The sequence below is a fragment of the Brevundimonas sp. UBA7507 genome, assembly GCF_002478355.1.
In the GTDB taxonomy this organism is placed as follows: Bacteria; Pseudomonadota; Alphaproteobacteria; order Caulobacterales; family Caulobacteraceae; genus Brevundimonas; species Brevundimonas diminuta_D.
Window position 1 is genome coordinate 33,897 of record NZ_DLNP01000002.1, and the last position, 18,131, is coordinate 52,027.

General features: G+C 67.1%; 14 protein-coding genes. 8 read left to right on the plus strand and 6 right to left on the minus strand.

Annotated features, from left to right (window positions below; translation table 11 throughout):
- The first annotated feature begins 5 nt into the window (after positions 1-5).
- The 5 genes from B3D50_RS01675 (at position 6) to B3D50_RS01695 (ending at position 7,514) form a co-directional block, all read left to right on the plus strand.
- Complete coding sequence (locus B3D50_RS01675) at positions 6-833, plus strand: TIGR02587 family membrane protein (protein WP_286949130.1); 828 nt, start codon at positions 6-8, stop codon at positions 831-833.
- Between the two features lie 2 nt (positions 834-835).
- On the plus strand, positions 836-1,222 hold the full coding sequence (locus B3D50_RS01680; protein WP_286949131.1) for a hypothetical protein: 387 nt from the start codon (positions 836-838) through the stop codon (positions 1,220-1,222).
- A 340-nt stretch (positions 1,223-1,562) separates the two neighbouring features.
- A complete protein-coding gene (locus B3D50_RS01685) occupies positions 1,563-2,651 on the plus strand; it encodes a hypothetical protein (protein ID WP_286949132.1) in 1,089 nt (362 codons plus the stop codon).
- A gap of 100 nt (positions 2,652-2,751) precedes the next feature.
- Positions 2,752-5,796: a TonB-dependent receptor gene (locus tag B3D50_RS01690; RefSeq protein WP_286949133.1), complete on the plus strand. Its 3,045-nt coding sequence runs from the start codon at positions 2,752-2,754 to the stop codon at positions 5,794-5,796.
- Positions 5,797-5,879: 83 nt separating this feature from the next.
- Positions 5,880-7,514, plus strand: a complete 1,635-nt coding sequence (locus B3D50_RS01695) for an alkaline phosphatase D family protein (RefSeq protein WP_286949134.1) — start codon at positions 5,880-5,882, stop codon at positions 7,512-7,514.
- A gap of 498 nt (positions 7,515-8,012) precedes the next feature.
- On the opposite strand, the gene B3D50_RS01700 is transcribed toward B3D50_RS01695, so the two are convergent.
- Both B3D50_RS01700 and B3D50_RS01705 read right to left on the minus strand, forming a co-directional pair.
- Positions 8,013-8,375 (minus strand): hypothetical protein, encoded by a 363-nt coding sequence (locus B3D50_RS01700; protein WP_286949135.1) that lies wholly within the window; start codon positions 8,373-8,375, stop codon positions 8,013-8,015.
- 10 nt (positions 8,376-8,385) lie between these two features.
- Positions 8,386-8,871, minus strand: coding sequence for an SRPBCC domain-containing protein (locus B3D50_RS01705; protein WP_286949136.1), 486 nt, complete (start codon positions 8,869-8,871; stop codon positions 8,386-8,388).
- A gap of 52 nt (positions 8,872-8,923) precedes the next feature.
- Between B3D50_RS01705 and B3D50_RS01710 the strand changes: the two genes are divergently transcribed.
- Complete coding sequence (locus B3D50_RS01710) at positions 8,924-9,247, plus strand: ArsR/SmtB family transcription factor (protein ID WP_286949137.1); 324 nt, start codon at positions 8,924-8,926, stop codon at positions 9,245-9,247.
- Between the two features lie 115 nt (positions 9,248-9,362).
- Here the strand turns inward: B3D50_RS01710 and B3D50_RS01715 are convergent, their stop codons facing one another.
- Genes B3D50_RS01715 through B3D50_RS01725 form a run of 3 tightly spaced genes read right to left on the minus strand, consistent with a single transcriptional unit; the run spans position 9,363 to position 13,785 of the window.
- Positions 9,363-11,777 carry an ABC transporter permease gene (locus B3D50_RS01715; protein ID WP_286949138.1) on the minus strand — a complete coding sequence of 805 codons (2,415 nt, stop codon included), beginning with the start codon at positions 11,775-11,777 and terminating at the stop codon, positions 9,363-9,365.
- 17 nt (positions 11,778-11,794) lie between these two features.
- The gene (locus B3D50_RS01720; RefSeq protein ID WP_286949139.1) at positions 11,795-12,475 is read right to left on the minus strand and encodes an ABC transporter ATP-binding protein; all 681 of its coding nucleotides are present in this window, start codon (positions 12,473-12,475) and stop codon (positions 11,795-11,797) included.
- Positions 12,472-13,785, minus strand: coding sequence for an efflux RND transporter periplasmic adaptor subunit (locus B3D50_RS01725; protein WP_286949140.1), 1,314 nt, complete (start codon positions 13,783-13,785; stop codon positions 12,472-12,474). Before B3D50_RS01725 ends, B3D50_RS01720 begins: the two co-directional genes overlap by 4 nt.
- 45 nt (positions 13,786-13,830) lie before the next feature.
- Between B3D50_RS01725 and B3D50_RS01730 the strand changes: the two genes are divergently transcribed.
- The gene (locus B3D50_RS01730; RefSeq protein WP_286949141.1) at positions 13,831-15,138 is read left to right on the plus strand and encodes a sigma-54-dependent transcriptional regulator; all 1,308 of its coding nucleotides are present in this window, start codon (positions 13,831-13,833) and stop codon (positions 15,136-15,138) included.
- A 49-nt stretch (positions 15,139-15,187) separates the two neighbouring features.
- Positions 15,188-16,264: a sensor histidine kinase gene (locus B3D50_RS01735; RefSeq protein WP_286949142.1), complete on the plus strand. Its 1,077-nt coding sequence runs from the start codon at positions 15,188-15,190 to the stop codon at positions 16,262-16,264.
- 22 nt (positions 16,265-16,286) lie between these two features.
- On the opposite strand, the gene B3D50_RS01740 is transcribed toward B3D50_RS01735, so the two are convergent.
- Complete coding sequence (locus B3D50_RS01740; RefSeq protein ID WP_286949143.1) at positions 16,287-18,080, minus strand: ABC transporter ATP-binding protein; 1,794 nt, start codon at positions 18,078-18,080, stop codon at positions 16,287-16,289.
- Between the last annotated feature and the right edge of the window lie 51 nt (positions 18,081-18,131).

The window sequence follows — 18,131 nt, forward strand, 5'->3', positions numbered from 1 at the left end:
GTTGCATGGGCATGACCTCGATGCAGGACGCCGCCCTGACGGAAGACAGGGCCTATATCCGCGATCTGGGCCGAGCCTTCGGCGGCGCCCTGCTGTTCAGCCTGCCGTTACTGATGACGATGGAGATGTGGGCGCTGGGCTTCGCTGCGGAACCGGAGCGGCGCCTCGTCTTTCTGCTGGCGGCGCTGCCGGTGCTGTTCGGGCTGGCGCATTACGCTGGGTTTTCGGCACGCCGGGGTCTGGTCAACAATGTGCTGGACACCCTGGTCGCCCTGGCCGTGGGCTTCGTCACCGCCGCTGCGCCTCTGCTGGTCTTCAATGTGCTGGACCTGAGTTCGCCGGCGTCCGCCGTGGGGCAGATGTCCCTGCAGGCGGTGCCCGCCGCGCTGGGCGCCCTGGCGGCGCGACGCCAGCTGTCGGGCGATCCGGACGAGGGCGATGAGGATGAGGCCTCCTATCCGGGCGAGCTGTTCCTGATGTTGGCCGGCGCCCTCTACTTCGCCATGAACCTGGCTCCGACCGAGGAGATGCGGCTGATCGCCTATATGACCACGCCGCTGGGCGCGTTGGGCGTCCTGGTCCTGTCGGTGATCCTGCTGCACCTGATCGTCTTCGAGGCGGGGTTCGCCGGGCAGGAAGAGGCGGAAACGCCGGTCCGGGCCTTCTTCGACTTCACCCTGCCGGGCTACGCCCTGTGCCTGCTGGCCAGCCTCGCCATGTTGTGGGTGTTCGGCGGAGCGGACGGCCATGGGCTCCAGGCGCTCATGGCCAATGTCGTGATCCTCGCCTTTCCGGCGGCGATCGGGGCCGCGGCCGCGCGGCTACTGGTGTAGCCATGACGGACAAGGAAAAGCAGAAAGCAGGGAAGAAGGGCGTATCTCGGCTGCAGTGCGCTTGCGCTCTGATCGGCCTTCTCATCACGCTCGGCGCGGCGGGCGTGCTGGCGCAAGCGGCCTTCTCGGTTCCGGCGCCGGCGGCGCTGACGATCAGAAGCGAGGCGGTTCGACCTTCGTCCGGCGGATGGGTGGTCGACGTTGTGGTCGCCAACCAGGGCGACCTGGCCGCCGCCGCCGTGGATATCGAGGGCCAGGTCGGCGGCGAACGCTCAGGCGCCTCGCTCGACTATGTCCCCGGGCGGGGAGAGAAGAAGGCCAGCCTGGTTTTTTCAGGTCCGCAAAAACCCAATGCGACTCTGCGTGTGCTGGGGTGGTCGGAACCCTGACGCGCCGAACGACGGCGCGAGGGATGATCAACTTATCCGGCGCCGTGTACGACTTTCGGTCGCGAGGGTTTAGCGTCGTCTGTCCGTTCGCGCACCAATGACAAAACTATCGTCATTCAAACTTAGCGCGAATGTAGCTGAAGCGTGAGCGATCGATCATCAACTCGACCTAGACCCCGTCGCCGTCGCAAGGGGGTGGGTAAGGATGAAGTTTGGTGTTTTGCGGCGTGCGACCGTTCTAACGGTCGTTGCGGGCATGGCGCTGGCGGCCGCGGCTCCGGTTGTCTTTATTCCCGGCCACGCATTGGCCACGATAGCGAATGGGGTCGACCGGCAGGCCTTGGCCCGACTGCCCCTGACCCAGAACGGCGGAACGTGGGATGCCGGCCATGTCCAGGGCGTCGCCGTCGACCTTGACGGCGGCTATATCTATTACTCCTTCACCAATCTTTTGGCCAAATACGACCTCGAGGGCCGGCTGATCGGCACCCTGGTCGGCTGGACCGGCCACCTGGGCGACCTGGCGTTCAATCCCGCCGACGGCAAGCTCTACGGCTCGCTGGAGTACAAGGCGGACGAGGCCTTCTACATCGCCGTGATCGATGTCGGCGGACTGAACCGGATCGGCGTGGAGGCGAGCGAAAGCGCCCTGTTCCAGACGGTGCATCTGGCCGAAGTCGCTGGAGACTACGCCGCCGACATGGACGGCGACGGTCGATTCGACGGCGATACGGCTGCGACGCGCGACCATCGCTACGGCGCCTCGGGAATCGACGGGGTGGCTTTCGGACCGCGCTTTGGGCGCACCGATGGACCGGTGATGCTGACCGTCGGCTATGGCGTCTATGGCGACGTAACGCGGACCGACAACGACCATCAGGTTCTGCTGCAATACGATATCGCCGACTGGGACCGTTACGCCCGTCCGCTGTCAGAGGCGGCGCCGCACCGCGAAGGCCCTGCCGCCGTCGACGGCAAGTATTTCGTTCGTACCGGCAATACGACCTACGGCGTGCAGAATTTGGCTTATGACGCCGAGGCCGGGCGCTGGTTCCTGGGGGTCTATCAAGGCCGCAAGCCCGCGTTTCCCAACTATCTGCTGTTCGCCGTGGAGGCCTCCGCTCAGCCGGTCAGGGGCGATCTGATCGGCGTGCCCGACGCCGGCGCGCAGGCCTGGGAGCATGGGCTGATCCTGCCCCTGGCTGAAGATGGGCTGGACGATGCCGCGACGGGCCTGCGCGGTTGGCGTTGGAAGGCTGATGTGGGCCTGGAGCCAGTGGGACGCGGCCTCTTCTATCTGGCGGCGAATTCCGGCGGCAAGGGACGTCAGACCGCCGACCTCACGCTGGTGCGCTGGACCGGCGACCCGGAGAGGCCTTTCGCGCCCGTCGATGCTGAAGAGCGCTCGAAGATCCTCTCCACCCCCTGACGGCCGCCGACTGATCCTGTCGACTTCGCCGGGCGCTCCCGTGGGCGGCCCGAAACCCTTCGACTTTTCCTTCCCTCCCCAGCTGTTCGAGTCACCCTGAATGAAGACCATCTCTCGCTATCGCGCCGGCGTCAGCTCGCGCGCCCTGCTCCTGTATCCGTTGATGGCGGCCGCGTTCGCCGCAGCGACGCCCCAGGCCGCCTCGGCCGAGGCGAGCGTCGCCCAGGCGCCCATCGCCGTCGGCGCCCTGCGGGGCCGGGTGTTTGACACCGCGACGGGCGAATATGTTCGCAACGCCGAGGTGCGGATCGAGGGCACCAGCCTGGTCGCCTATTCGGGCGACGGGGGCGTCTTTCGACTGAGCGGCGTGCCGAGCGGAGAGGTGGTTGTGGTCGTGCGCTATGCCGGTCTGCAAGAAGCGCGCGTGGTCGCCGGCGTCAGCACGGGGCAGACGGCGGTCGTCGACGTCGAACTGCAGGCGCCGTCCTATGGCGTGGCCGATGACGTGGCCTCGGTCTCGGACATTGTGGTGACGGCCGCGCGCGGCGGTCAGGCCAAGGCGCTGATGGAGCGTCGCGTGGCGATGAACGCCAAGAACGTGGTCCCGGCCGACAACTTCGGCGCCCTGACCATGGGCGACGTCGGCGAGTTCATGAAGTCCATGCCGGGCCTGTCGATCGACTACACCGAGGTCGACGCCACCGCCGTGCGGATCGGCGGCCTGCCGCCCAAATATTCGACCTTCACCATGGACGGGGCCCGCATGGCCACGGCCACCTCGAACAACAACTCGGGGCGTCAGAACTCGTTCGAGCAGATGTCGATCACCGGCATTGAGACGATCGAACTGAACCACACCCTGCTGGCCAGCATGGATGCGGATTCGCCCGGCGGCAGTATCAACCTGCGCAGCAAATACGCCTTCCAACTGCCCGAGCGGCAGCTGCGCTTCCAGCTGGGCGGGGTGGCGACCTCGGACTCGGCCCTGTCGCGCCACTACATGCCTGACGACAAGAAGCACGCCAGCCTCTACCCCTCGGCCCAGTTCTCCTATGCCGACGTCTTCATGGACGGCCGTCTGGGCGTGGCCTTCAGCGCCAGCCACAACGCCAACTATGTGCAGCAGGATCGCATCCAGACCGACTGGTCCTATTTGGCTGACGGCCGGGTGCTGCCCTATCAGGTCATGTGGCGTCCGGGGCCGAAGCTGACTAGCCGCACGGCCGCCAATCTGGCCGTGGACTACAAGTTCACCGAAGACCTGATCTTCTCGCTGCGCAGCAACTACTCCTTCTACGACGTGGAGTATTTCAACCAGTACACCTATCTGACGTTCGGAACTTCGACCAAATCCTATGCGACGCCTGACTCGACCGGCACGCACATCGTGGTCAATCCGGACGGCAAGAACACCCGTCTGCACACCGGCTATTCGCACCGCTATGCGGGGACGCCGACCTATCTGATCGCGCCGAAGCTGGAATATAAGGGCGAGACCTGGGAAGCGGCGCTGCGCGCCAGCTATTCCTCCGCCGAGTTCAACTTCCGCGACACCAGCAAGGGCTTCTTCCAGCGCACCGACAACCACCTGACGGGGATCGGTTTCGAGATGGAGCGCGACTCTACGGAGTCCAACGCCTGGTATCTGCGCCAGACGGCGGGCCGTTCGTGGAGCGACCCGATGAACTTCAATCGCGACATCTCCATCGGCAACAACATCCGCATGGCGGAGTCGGACGCCATCAACGACATGTATTCGTTGAATTTGGATGTGAAGAAGCGGCTGAGCTTGCGCGATGTCCACTTCACCCTGATGGGCGGTCTGGGCGCGCGCAGCAACGATTGGCGTACGGATGAAGGTTCGAACCAGCAGTTCAAATATGTCGGCCCGACCGGCGATCTGACCCAGACGGCGGCCGAGGCGGTCATTCCGTGGACCCAGAAATACCGCTTCGAGATGATCGGCTTCGATGCGGGCAATATGAACGCCCAGGGCTGGCGCGCTGACAGCCACTACGGGATGTACGACATCTATCGCGACCACCCCGAGTATTTCGTGGCGGACGAGGTGGGCAACCTGAAGCGCCGCCTCGACAACAATAAGCGCGTCAAGGAAGACATCACCTCGGCCTATGGCGAGGTCCAGGCCGACGCCGGTCGCGCGCGCTTCGATCTGGGGCTGCGCTACGAAAAGACCGAGACGGCGGCGCGCGTCGCCGTCATTCGCCCCGTCAAGGAAGTCACGGACGCGGGGCTGTCGGTCGGCACCGTCGAAGGCCTGATGTACCAGTACAACAACGGAACCTACCAGGATCGCGAAGGCGATTATGACGATTGGTTCTGGAGCGGCGGCGTCAAATACGACTTCACCGACAAGCTGGTCGGCCAGCTGTCCTTCAGCCAGGCGATCCTGCGTCCCGACTACGGCAATCTGGGCGGGGTGGTGTCGATCAACGACGACACCATGATCGTGACCGTTCCGAACCCCGAACTGAAGCCGGAGCGTTCGACCAAATATTACGCCAGCCTGCAGTATTATCTGGCGCCGGCGGGCATCATCGGCCTGTCCGCCTACCAGCTGGACATGAACGACATGCAGGTCACCGGCATGACGGTGAACCCGGAAGACGTCGGCTTCGATCCGGCCGAGTATGCCGGCTACACCTTCCGCAGCGCCCAGAACCTGCACGGCACCAGCACCAATCGCGGCGTGGTGCTGGAGTACAACCAGCAACTGACCTTCCTGCCGGGCGCCTGGCGCGGTCTGGGCCTGCACGGCTCGGTCACCTATCTGGACCCGGACGGCGAGCGTCAGGGCACGCCGAAAGAGGCGGCCAACTGGGGCGTCCGCTACAACATCGGCCGCTTCGATTTCCAGCTGAACGGCAACTGGCAGTCGAAGTATCGGGTCAGCGGCCTGAACAATACGCCGACCACGCCGAACAACGGCATCCTGTACCACTCGCCGCGCGAGCTGTGGAACGTCAGCGTCAACTACAAGATCAACGACCGCTTCGATCTGATGCTGGCGGGCCGCAATATCTTCAACTCGCCGGACGTCATCTACTCCAACGAGCGTGATCGGGTGCAGCAGTACACGGTCTACGGATCGATGTGGAACATCGGCATCAAGGGCGTCTTCTGATCCGCCTGCGCACCTGAAGACCGACGGCCGCGTCGTTATGCGACGGCGCGGCCGCCATCGATTGCATTTCCAAGGGGCATTCCATGACCTTGAGGCTTGACCGGCGGCGGCTGGTGATGGGCGGCGGACTGGGGCTGGGGGCTCTGGCCCTGCCGGGCGGAACGGCGCTGGCGCGACAGCTGCTGTCGGCGTCCGGGTTCACGCATGGTGTGGCCAGCGGCGAGCCGGGGCCGGATTCCGTGCTGCTGTGGAGCCGTTATGCTCCATCGGGCGGCGCCGACGAAGTGCGACTGGACGCCGAGATCGCCCTTGATCCGGACTTTCGTCAGGTGGCGGCGCGGGGCGTGGTGCGCACCGGCGCCTGGCGTGACTGGACCGCCAAGATCACCCTGGACGGCCTGGAGCCCGGCACGACCTACTGGTATCGCTTCATCGGGCCCGACGGATCGATGTCGCAGACGGGCCGCGCGCGGACCCTGCCGGTCGGCCGGACCGAGCGGTTCCGCATCGGCCTGTTCTCCTGCTCCAACCTGCCGATGGGATGGTTTAACGCCTACGCTCATGCTGCGAGGCGCGACGACGTCGACCTGTGGCTGCATGTCGGCGACTACGTCTACGAATACGGCATAGGCTCCTATGCCGTAGACGACCGCATCGCCGAGCGCGCGGTTCTGCCGGCCCACGATCATGAGATGGCGACGCTGGCCGACTACCGCCTGCGCTTCGCCTGCTACCGGGCGGATCCGGACCTGCAGGCCCTGCACGCGGCGGCGCCGATGATCTGCGTCTGGGACGATCATGAATCGACCAACGACAGTTGGGAAGGCGGCGCCCAGAACCATCAAACAGCGACCGAAGGCGACTGGAGCATGCGCCGCGCCGCCGCCGCTCAGGCCTATCTGGAATGGATGCCGATCTCGGAGGAGCCCTGGAAGGCCTACGCCATCGGCGATCTGGCCACTCTGTATCGCACGGAATCGCGCCTGATCGGCCGGACGCGTCAGGCCGACATCGGCGCGGCCTACCGCGAGGGAACCCGGGCGGCGCTGGTCGCCTTCCGCGACGGGGCGTGGCAGGACGCCTCGGCCTCCATGCTGGGCTCGACCCAGGAGGCCTGGCTGGGGCGCGAATTGCGCGCCAACGCCCGAACCACGGCCTGGCAGGTCGTCGGCATGGGCACCATCATGGGCCGCACCGTCATGCCTCAGGACGCCGTCAGTTGGCTGCGCCCGGAGCTGAGCGAGGGCGCCGTCCGCTCCTTCATGAACGCCGCGCGGGCGGGCGAGGCGGGCTTGCCGATGTGGATGGACCGCTGGGACGGCTATCCGGCGGCGCGCTCCCGCTTCCTGAAGGCGGCGCAGGCGGCGGACGCCGATCTGGTCATGCTGGCGGGCGACAGCCACAACGCCTGGGCCTATTCCCTATCCCAGGACGGCCGCCCTGCCGGGGTGGAGTTCGCCGGCCAGGCCGTGACCTCCAACGGCATCGAAAAACAGTTGGGCGTCGCCCCCTCGGTCGCCGCCCGCTCCTTCGTCGCCGCCAACCCCGAGATGGCCTGGGCCCAGGCCAGTGGACGCGGCTATATGATGATCGACATCACGCCTGAGCGCGTCGGCGGCGAGTGGATCTTCATGGAGACGATCAAGGCGCGCAGCACGACCGTCGCCGGCGCACACCGGATGACGGTCGAGAAGGGGCGGCGACGGTTTCTGGTCTGATGGTTCGCCGCCCCTCCGCACCCAAAAGGCGGGCTACAAGGTATTTCCGCACGACAGCTTTCCGCTGAGTTGCTTTCGAAGGGCCCCAGTTTCACGCCGGGGATGTCGAGCTTAGGGCAGGGCTTCGTATGACCGCTGCTCGCGCTTCCAAGACCTAAGGATCGTGTGACGGTTTGCGCCGGATCAGCCGGATTACGCCTTCATCGAAGTCAATGAGCGTCCGGGCTGGCCGATCACGAACCGCGCCCTACGGCCGAGCGGTTCATCGACCTGGTGTTACTGCTGTCGGCGCGACGACCGCTGAATCCCTGTCAGGAGCGATCTTGACCCCTTTGAAGTGGATTTAAATGACGTTGGTCCGGCGATGGCGCGGCCGTCGCGGCAGGCGTCGACGATCGCTATGATCAGCTAGGTTCGCATGCGGGTGCTTTTTCAGGCGAAGGGGCTGCAAAGGCGAAAAAGGGCGGAAACGCGATCAGCGCTCCCTTGCTGTCCTGATCACCAGGCGTCGGGTTCGCGGACCATGTGCACGATGTTGGCGGGGTTCATGATCCAGCCGCCGCGAAACGCGTCGCCCAGCGGTTCGATCTGGTCGCAGCGTACGGCGCCGCCGTCCTCCAGCCGTCGCAGGGCGGCGCTGTGGTCCGAGGAGAACAGTTCGAGCCAGACCTCGGCCTGGGTCAGAGTCTCCGACGCATCGATCCAAAGCTGGTTCGGACCGAGCTTGAAGCCGACCGCCGGCGCCTTTTCGGGAATGCTCTCTAGTCCGACCACGTCGCGATAGAAGGCGACCACGGCCTGATGCTGGTGCCTCGGCACCTTCATGGCGATGTTGACGCCGCCCTCGATCTTGACGGTCATGGGCGGTCCCTCACTTGCGGTTGTCGCCGGTAGGCAGGACGCCGCGCATCTCGGAGGGATAGAAGCCCTCGCGTAGGTTGATGCCGTATTCGAGCCAGGCCTTCATGGCCGACAGCATGGCCGCCCAGCCCTCGCAGTTGGCGAAGGAGGCCTTCTTTCCCGCCGCGTCGTCGGCCCATCCAGACTCGGCGATGGTGACGAAGGTCGAGCCGTCGTCCAGCGGCTCAAACTCCATGACGATGCGGGTCTTGAAGGCGGGCTGTCCGTCAGCCGTGTCCGCATCCCAGCGCAGCACGATGCGCTGATCGGGCGTGACCTCATCGACGTTCACGGGGACGGAGCCCCACCAGGTGACGACGGCGCCGGGCCTCAGCGGCGCGTCGGCGCCGCCCAGGGTGGTGAAATAGCGGCTCAGCTTGGTCGGATTGACGACCGCGTCGAACACCTCGTGAGGCGGCTTGGCGATGCGCCCCGAAACCGTGAAACCCAAGGACATGTTCGAACCCTTCATGCTTGCAGGATGCTAGTTTATGTTATAAAAAAATAACATGTCAAACGAGACCGAAGATAATCGTGTTTTCAAGGCGTTGGCCCACGCTCGTCGTCGGCAGATGCTGGACTGCCTGAAGGAAGGCCCGGTCACCACCGGCGGGCTGTGCGAGCGTTTCGACGACATGGACCGCTGCACCGTGATGCAGCATCTGAAGGTGTTGGAAGGCGCAGGTCTGGTGGTGGCCAGAAGGGAAGGGCGCGAGCGGTGGAACCACCTCAACGCCCTGCCGATCAAACGCATTCATGAGCGCTGGATCAGCGAATACGCCGGTCACGCTCTATCGCTGATAGACCGACTGAGGAATGACCTGGAGGGATAGGTCTGAAACAGCAAGACCGCACCAGATCATACAGCACCGCCGGACGCCAAGCGAAGAGGCTGAACGGCAGGAAAACCGAGGTGGTCGCAATCCCGCAGTGAGGGCGAAAGGCGTTCTAGTCGTGGCGCAGGGCCCAGGCCGGGGCCGCGCGGCTGGCTCGAACGGACTGGCTGAGCACGGTCAGCACGGCGATGAGCACGGCCACGACGCTGGCGCCGATGAAGTAGGCCGGGGACAGGGCGATGCGATCGTCGAAGCCCGCCAGCCAGGTGCGCGCCGCGAAAAAGGCCAGCGGCCAGGCGAACAGGTTGGCGATCAGCACCGGCCGCAGGAACTGGACCACCAGCAGCTTGACGATGTCCGAGGACGAGGCGCCCAGCGTCTTGCGGATGCCGATCTCCTTCACCCGCTGCTGGGTGCTGAAGGAGGCGAGGCCCCACAGGCCGACGCAGCCGATCAGGATCGCCAGCCCGGCGCCCACGCCGAACAGGCGCGCGGCGCGGTCGTCGGCGGCGTAGAGTTCGGTCAGTCGGCGGTCGGCGTGGGCGCCGTCGAAGGGCGTGCCGGGCGCCATTTTCCGCCAGACGGCGCGCGTCTGCTCCATCACCTGACGAGGATCGCCCTGATAACGCAGGGTCGCCATCGGCCAGTCGGGAATGCGCGCCTTGTAGACATAGACCGCCGGGTCGATGGTCGCGCGGGGCGAGAAGAAGCGGGCGTTTTCGACCACGCCGACGATAGTGCGGGGACGGCCGCCGCCGACCGTCTTGCCGATTGCGTCTTGGGGCGAGGTGAAGCCGAGGGTTTGGGCCGCCTTGCGGTTGATGACGATGTTGAAGCCGCCCACCCGTTCGGTCTCGGTGGAGTCATCGCTTCGATAGTTCGGGTCGAACACGCGGCCGGCGACTGGCGTCATGCCGTAGGTCTGGAAGAAATCCGGCCCGACGGCGATCTTGCGCAGGCTCGGGCCGTCGCCGGGCACGCCGGGAAGCTGAATGTTCTCGGCGGAGTGGCTGTAGGAGCCGCCGGCGGCGAGGGTGCCCGTGGTGACATGGGTGACGCCCGGAATGTCGCGAAACGCGGCCAGAAGCGCCAGGCGCTGACTTTCCGACAGGCTGGAATCCGTCATGGCGGGCACGATCAGCAGGCCCTCGCGCTGGAAGCCCAGGTCGGCGCTGCGGACGTGCTGCATCTGGGCGAACAGCACCCCGGCGGCGATGATGAAACCGGTGGCCAGGGTGAACTGCAGGACGACCAGGGCCTCGCGCACGCGGGCCCCTGCGCGTCCGCCGCCGGGCGAACGGGCCGAGGCCAGCACCAGGGCGGCCGGATAGCGCGACAGCAGGACCGCCGGATAGAAGCCCGCCACCGCGCTGATGACGACGACCAGTAGCGCCAGAACGGGCAGAACCACGCCATAGGGCAGGGTCAGGGACAGGTCGGCGGCGGCGTTGATCAGCGGTAGTCCCAACTCCGCCAGGATCAGTCCGACCAGGGCGGCCAGGGCGACCAGCACCATCGCCTCGCCCAGGAACTGTCGGATCAGCGCCCCGCGCGAGGCCCCGACCACCTTGCGCATCGCCACTTCACGCGCACGCAGTCCGGCGCGGGCCACGGCCAGGTTCACATAGTTGACGACGGCGATGACCAGGGCTAGCAGGCCGACGAGGCCCAGCATGGCGATGGTCTGGCGGCGACTGTCCGAAGCCCTGCCGCCGGGGGCGAGGCGCAGGTCTGCGATCGGCGTCAGCAGATAGCGCAGCGTGTCGGACGGCTTTTCTCCCAGGTCGCCGCCATGGCGCTCGACGAAGGCGGGCAGCTTCTGAGAAAAGGCGCGGGCCTTGGCAGGGGTGTCGAAACGCAGATAGGTCGTAAGGGTGAGCGCGCCGAGGTTGCGCCACATCGCCATGTCGTCGGGCGTGGGAGCCTTGATCGGCGTCAGGGCGGTGAAGGCGAGCCCGGTGTTGGCGGGCAGGTCGCGGAACACGCCCACGACCTTGCGCGGCTGGGCGTCTTCGCCGTCGGACAAGGCGAGGGTGCGGCCGATCGGGTCAGCGGAACCGAAATAGCGTCTGGCCGCCGCCTCGCTGAGCAGCAGATCAGCCGGGTCGCGCAGCGCCGTGCGGGCGTCGCCGCGCACCATCTCCAGACGGAAGATGTCGAGGAAATCAGGGTCGACGTGGCCGATGTTTTCGGACGCCGCCACGCCGTTGTGAATGATCTTGCCGGTGGTCAGGATCCGCGTTCCCTTCGCTTCGGGGAAGTCCTCCTGAATCATCTCCAGCAGACCGCTGGGCGTGTTCGGCATGACGCCGTTGAACGGGCTACCGGGCAGGTTCCACTCGTTCTGGATCTGATAGATGGTCTGATGCTGGGGCAGCCAGGTCTCGAAGCTGGTCTCGAACCGCACATAGAGGCCGAGCAGGATGAAGACGGCGATGCCCATCGCCAGCCCGCCGACGTTCATCGCCGTATACAGCGGGTGGCGGATCAGGCTGCGATAGAGCGACACAAGCGCGAAACGGTTCATCAGCATGTCCCTCGGGTTCAGGCGGCGCGCGAAGCGGAGGCGACGATCCGGCCGTCCAGCATGTCGATGCGGCGCTTGGCCATGTCCGCATGGCTGGGCGAGTGGGTGACCATGACGATGGTGGCTCCTTCGGCGTTCAGCCCGCTCAGGATGTCCATGACCTGTTGGCCGTTCTGGGTGTCGAGGTTGCCGGTGGGCTCGTCCGCCAGGATCAGCTTGGGCGCGCCGACGACGGCGCGGGCGATGGCCGCGCGCTGCTGCTGACCGCCGGAAAGCTGATGCGGATAGTGCTGGGCGCGGTGGGCGATGCCGACCTTGTCCATGGCGGCGGCGACGCGGGCGCGTCGATCGGTCTGGCGATCCTTGCGGTAGATTAGGCCCAGTTCGATGTTCTCGGCGATGGTCAGCTCGTCGATCAGGTTGAAGCTCTGAAAGACGAAGCCCAGAGTCTCGCCGCGGAAGCGGGCCAGGGCCGATTCACTTAAGGTCGCCAAGTCGCGATCGCCGAACAGATAGCGGCCGCCGCTGGGCCGGTCGACAGCGCCCAGGGTGTTCAGCAGGGTGGACTTGCCGCACCCTGACGGGCCCATGATGGCGAGGAATTCGCCCTGGGCGACCTCGAGGTCGATGTCATGAAGCGCGGTGGTCTCGACATCGTCGGAGACGTAGCGGCGCTGCATGTTCTCGAGACGGATCACAGGTGGCCCTTTCCACGGATGTTCAGTTTGTCGCCCCTGATGGAGGCGGTGTTGGAGGTGACGATACGGTCGCCGGGCGACAGGCCGGAGAGGATTTCGACCTGCGTCGGATTGCGACGGCCCAATTCGATCGGGCGGCGGCGGGCGTGAGCGCCGTCCTTGTCCAGCACGAAGATGTTGGCCGCGTCGCCCGCGCCTTCCAGCCAGCCGCCGACCGGGGCGACGAGGGCGGATCGCGCGGCGCCGAGGGTGATGCGCAGGTCCAGCGTCTGGCCGCGGTTCAGCCCGTTCGGCGTGCGCCCGTCAAAGGTCAGCTCGACCTTGAAACGCCCTTCGGACACGGCGGGCAGAACGCGCGAGACCGTCAGCGTCGCTCCCTCTGACGTTCGGGCCTTCTGACCTGTGGTGATGCGGCCGAGGTAGTATTCGTCGACGTCGGCCTCCAGTTTCCAGGCGCCCTCGCTGTCGACCTGACCGGCGAGGTCGCCGGCCTTCAGAGCTTGGCCGGGCTGAAGGTTGAAGTTCGTCAGCCGCCCGGCTGTCGGGGCGCGGATCACCAGGGCGTCGAGCCCCGCGCGCACCGCTTCCAGATTGCCCGCCAGTCGTCGGCGCACCTCCGCCAAACGGTTCGCCTGGGCGGCGGTTATGCGGGATTCCGTCGCCTGTCCAGCCTGAAGCTGCTTCAGCCGGTTTTCCTGATAACCGGCCTCTTCGGCGAAGGAGCGGACGCCGGCCTCGGACAGGAAGCCCCGTTCGTACAGCTGGCGACGGATGTCGTGTTCGCGGCGCGCCCGCAGAAGGTCATAGCTGGCCTGGTCGATCTGGGCCTCGCGGTCCAGGCGGTTGCGCTGCAGGCCCAGATCCTGCGCTGAGGCATCGCCCAGTTGGCCGACGATCTGGGCCTCGCGGGTCAGAACCTCCAGCTTTAGCTCGGGGTTGGACAGGACGGCGAGGGGCTGGCCCTCAGCGACCATCACCCCGTCCTCGACCAGAAGCCGTTCGACCTGGCCGCCGGCCAGGGCGCCGACCAGGGTGCTGACGCGCGGCGCCGCGACGGCCCGGACGGGGATGTAGTCGTCGAAGGCGGCGCGCTGGACCACGCCCGTCTCGACATCGGCGGCGGCGATATTGGTCGAGCCGCTCGAGGGCAGCAGACGCCAGGCCGCGCCGCCGACGAGGGCCAGCGCGACGACGGCCAGGACCGCGCGCCGTCGCCACCACGGCGGGCGCTGTCGCTCCAGGCGGCGGTCCATGGCGGCGCCGCCCGCGGGGCCGGTCGATGAGGTTGCGTGCTTTGCGTGTTCGGACATTATGGTTTCAGTCTCGCCCGGCGCCGCGGAGAAACCTAAGTCCCTATGATCAAAGCTGTTTTTGAAGATCAGGAGGGCGGCGCGCGTCCGCGTCCGGTCACAGTGTCCGGCGATGGACAGTCGCAGGGCGCGTCAAGAGGCGCTTCGGTGCTGCTGGTGGACGACAATACGGTGGTGGCCCGGGCGATGGAGATCGCCTTTCAGGTGGCGGGCCATCGCCTGGAGTTCGCGCCGGGACCGCAGGAGGCGCTGTCGCGTCTGGCCTCCGCGCGATACGACGCCGTGCTGCTCGATATGAATTTCGGTCCCGGCGAGACCAGCGGCGAAGAAGGACTGGCCTGTCTGCGGCGGATCATGGCGGACGATCCGACGGCCTGTGTCGTGGTCATCACCGCCCACAGCGGCGTCGGCATCGCGGTGGCGGCCATGCAGGCGGGGGCGCGCGACTTCGTCATGAAGCCCTGGCGCAATCGCGACCTGATCGCCAAGGTCGAGGCCGCGATCACCCGCCGTGCGCCCGTTGAAACGCCGTCGGCGCCGCCCGTCGCGAGCGAGGCCGCTCCGGTGCGGCTGCTGGGCGACAGCGCCGTCGTCCAGCGATTGCGCGATCTGATCCGCCGCATCGGCCCGACGTCGGCCAGCGTCGCGGTGGTCGGACCGTCGGGGGCGGGGCGCACCTTGACGGCCAGGGCGATCCACGCGGCCTCGCCTCTGGCCGATCAGCCGCTGCGCAAGATCGACCTGCGCGATCCGGCCGCCTGGCGCTTCGATCCGGAAGAGGGGGCGGTCATCTTGCGTCATGTGGAGGCTCTGGACGACGTGGCGCAGTCGCGGCTGCTGGATCAACTGCCCCCGACGCTGCGCTGCTTCAGCCTGCTTTCAGGAACGACCGGCTTGTCCGCGGCCTTGCGGCGGCGGCTGGCGACGGTCGAGGCGCCTGCGCCTCCGCTGGCGGAGCGCGAGGACGACGCCATCATCCTGGCGCGCCACTTCGCGCGCGAGGCGTCCGAGCGGTTCGGCCGCCCGGCCGTGCAACTGACCCCTGGCGCGGAGGCGGCGATCCGCGCGGCCGCGTGGCCCGACGAGGCGCGCGGCCTGGCCCTGGCGGTCGAGCGCGCGGTGCTGCTGTCGGAGGACGGAAAGATCGAGGCGGCCGCCGTCGTCGCTCCGCTGTCGCCGGTGTCGGATGCGCTGGATACGCCTGCCGACAACGCCTTCGATCTCGGCGACGCCGAGAAGGCGATCATCGCCGCGGCGTTGCGGGAACATCGGCACAATGTCTCTCAGACTGCGGCGGCCCTGGGGCTGAGCCGGGGGGCGCTCTATCGGCGCATGGCCCGTCATGGTCTCTAGGCGGGCGGCGTCAGCGCTCGCCTGCGCGCTCGGCCTGACGGTCAGCGGCGTGGCGGCTGTTCTGGCCTGGCGATCCGGCATGTGGGGCGCGCTGACCGGCGCGGCGCTTGCGGCGTTCTGGCTCGGCGTGCTGAACGCGCGGATGTGGGACAGGCGTCCGCCTGCACCTCTCGCGGCGGCGTCGCCCGACGAGGGGGAGGCGATGGCGCTGCGGGTGTTGCTGGACGCCGCGCCGACGCCCCTGGTCGGCGTCGAGGGGACGACGGCCAGGGCCTTGAACCGCGCAGCGCGCGACCTTTTCAGCGCCGAAGACCGCATCCTGCCGCCGCCGCCGGCCCTGTTCGATCGCGAGGTCGCCCATTTCCGCCAGTCCGGTCGACGCTGGCGGCTGGATCGCGTCGAACTGGCGTCCGGGGGCGGCGCGTCCTTGGCGGCCTTGATCGACGTGGAGCAGGAAGAACGCGCCGCTGAAGCGCGTGTGACGGCCGAACTGGTCGAGGTGCTGGGCCATGAACTGCTCAACGGCCTGGCGCCGATCGCCTCGCTCTCGGAAAGCGCCCTCGACGTTCTGAACGGGGCGCACGACGATCCGGAGTTGCTGCGCGAAATCCTGGGCGTCCTGGCGCGCCGCGCCGACGGGCTGCAGCGGTTCGCCGAGGCCTATCGCACGCTGGCTCGCCTGCCGGAGCCGATCCGGCGGCCTGTGTCCGTGCGCGAGATGACGGATGATCTGGCGCGCCTGTTCGCCAGCCGTTGGCCAGCGGCGATCCTGCATGTGAATGCGCAAGAAGACCTGTCCTGGGCCTTGGACCGGGATCAGGTGCATCAGGCTGTGTGGGCCCTGCTTCAGAACGCCGCCGAGGCGACGCAGGTCGACCGCGCGCCTTCCGGCACGGTTCGGCTATCGGTCGAGCGGGCCGACGAGACGCTGGTGATCGAGGTCGCAGACGACGGCCCCGGCGTATCGTCGGCCGACGCCGAACGCATCTTCCGCCCCTTCGTGACCACCAAGCCGAACGGCTCGGGCATCGGCCTCAGCCTGGCCCGCCAGATCGCCCACGCCCATGGCGGCGCCCTGACCCTCGAGCGGACTCCGGCGACCGTATTCCGGCTAAATTTGCCGTAGTGGTGCGCCTCGTCGCCTTGTCCTACTCCATGATCTCGGGCGTCTTTCCTGACTGGCGCTCGAACAGGCGTCGATAGTGGCCGTCGCCGGTCTGGAGCAGGTCGTCGTGGGTTCCGTCTTCGACGATCTCGCCGCCTGAGAAGACCAGGATGCGGTCCAGCGCCCGGACGGTCGACAGCCGGTGGGCGATGACGATGGCGGTGCGGCCGATCAGCAGCCGTTCCATCGCCTCCTGGATCGCCGCCTCGCTCTCGGAATCGAGGCTGGACGTCGCCTCATCGAGGATCAGGATCGGCGCGTCCGCCAGGAAGGCCCGCGCGATGGCCACGCGCTGCCGTTCGCCGCCGGACAGCTTGACCCCTCGCTCGCCCACCAGGGTCTGATACCCCTTCGGCAAGCGGGCGATGAAGTCGTGCGCATTGGCGAGGCGCGCCGCCCGTTCGATCTCCTCCGGCGAGGCGCCGGGGCGGCCATAGCCGATGTTGTCGGCGATCGACCGGTGAAAGAGGATCGGCTCCTGCGGCACGATCGCGACCTGGCGACGCAGGGACGCCTGGGTCGCGTGGGCCACGTCCTGTCCGTCGATCGTTACACGGCCTGCATCGACGTCATAGAGCCGCTGGACCAGCTTGACGAAGCTGGTCTTGCCTGAGCCTGAGCGTCCCACCAGGCCGACGCGCTGTCCCGCAGGAACGGCGACGTCGAGGTTTCGGAACAACGGCTTTTCCTGGCCGCCGTACCGGAAGGTGACGTCGTCGAAACGGATAGCGCCGTGCCTGACCTGGATCGGCTGCGCATCAGCATGGTCGGGGACACCCAACGGCTCCTGATGAAGCTGAACCAGCTCCTCCATCTCATTCACCGAACGCTGAAGCTGGTGAATGTGCATGCCGATGTCGCGCAGATAGCCGTTCAGGACCAGATAGCTGGTGATGACATAGGCCATGTCGCCGGCGCTGGCCTGGCCGCGCATCCAAAGCCACAGCGCCACGCCCGTGACCGCCAGCCGGATCAGCCACAGAAGCGCGATCTGTCCCGAGCCTGCCCAGGTGAAGGCCATCCAGGTGCGGTGCGTCCGCTTGCGCCACTTGGCGACGGTCTTCGCCAGCAGGGCCTCCTCGCGCGCCTCGCCGCCGAAGGCCTTGACCACGGCGTTGGCGCCGATGGCGTCGGCCAGTACGCCGCCGATCCGGGTGTCCCACTGGTTCGACAGCCGCGCGGTCGGCGCCAGCACCTGTGTCGCCAGACCGACGGTCAGAGCGATATAGGCGATCGCGCCGACGCCCATCACGAGGCCCAAGACTGGCCAGTGCAACGCCAGCAGGACGACCGTCCCCGCCAGCACCGTCAGCGACGGCAGAAGCGAGAGCAGCAGCACGTCGTTCAGGGTGTCGAGCGCCCACATGCCCCGCGTGATCCGTCGGACGGTCGAACCCGAGAAGGCGTTGGCGTGCCAGTCGGTCGACAGTCGCTGGACGCGGGCGAAGCCTTCCTGCGTCACGTCCTGCATCATCTTCAGCGTCAGGGGTGTGATCGCCCACCAGCCGAGGTGGCGCAGAACGACCATCGCGGCGCCCAGGGCGGTGATGACGGCGAAGGCCGCCCAGGCGGCGCCGACGTCGCCGCGGCCCGCCGCGTCGATGATGCGCCCGGCGTAGAGCGGGGCGAAGACTTCCGTGAGGGTCGCCAGCAGCATCGTTCCGGCGCAGGCGACGGCCAGCCATGGGGTTCGGCGCCACAGGCGGAAGGTGAAGGCGAGCACCTTGCGCAGCACGGACGCGCGCAGGCGCGCGTCGGCGTCATCATAGTCGTTCATGAAAAGAGCAACCGCGCAGATCCGCGCGGTCCTTGTGTCAGCAATGATCAG

What these genes read in the sequence shown, in the direction of transcription:
- B3D50_RS01675 (WP_286949130.1), top strand. Translation starts at nt 6, where the DNA reads ATGGGCATGACCTCGATGCAGGACGCCGCCCTGACGGAAGACAGGGCC.
- B3D50_RS01680 (WP_286949131.1), top strand. Translation starts at nt 836, where the DNA reads ATGACGGACAAGGAAAAGCAGAAAGCAGGGAAGAAGGGCGTATCTCGG.
- B3D50_RS01690 (WP_286949133.1), top strand. Translation starts at nt 2,752, where the DNA reads ATGAAGACCATCTCTCGCTATCGCGCCGGCGTCAGCTCGCGCGCCCTG.
- B3D50_RS01695 (WP_286949134.1), top strand. Translation starts at nt 5,880, where the DNA reads ATGACCTTGAGGCTTGACCGGCGGCGGCTGGTGATGGGCGGCGGACTG.
- B3D50_RS01700 (WP_286949135.1), bottom strand. Translation starts at nt 8,375, where the DNA reads ATGACCGTCAAGATCGAGGGCGGCGTCAACATCGCCATGAAGGTGCCG.
- B3D50_RS01705 (WP_286949136.1), bottom strand. Translation starts at nt 8,871, where the DNA reads ATGTCCTTGGGTTTCACGGTTTCGGGGCGCATCGCCAAGCCGCCTCAC.
- B3D50_RS01710 (WP_286949137.1), top strand. Translation starts at nt 8,924, where the DNA reads ATGTCAAACGAGACCGAAGATAATCGTGTTTTCAAGGCGTTGGCCCAC.
- B3D50_RS01715 (WP_286949138.1), bottom strand. Translation starts at nt 11,777, where the DNA reads ATGAACCGTTTCGCGCTTGTGTCGCTCTATCGCAGCCTGATCCGCCAC.
- B3D50_RS01725 (WP_286949140.1), bottom strand. Translation starts at nt 13,785, where the DNA reads ATGTCCGAACACGCAAAGCACGCAACCTCATCGACCGGCCCCGCGGGC.
- B3D50_RS01730 (WP_286949141.1), top strand. Translation starts at nt 13,831, where the DNA reads ATGATCAAAGCTGTTTTTGAAGATCAGGAGGGCGGCGCGCGTCCGCGT.
- B3D50_RS01740 (WP_286949143.1), bottom strand. Translation starts at nt 18,080, where the DNA reads ATGAACGACTATGATGACGCCGACGCGCGCCTGCGCGCGTCCGTGCTG.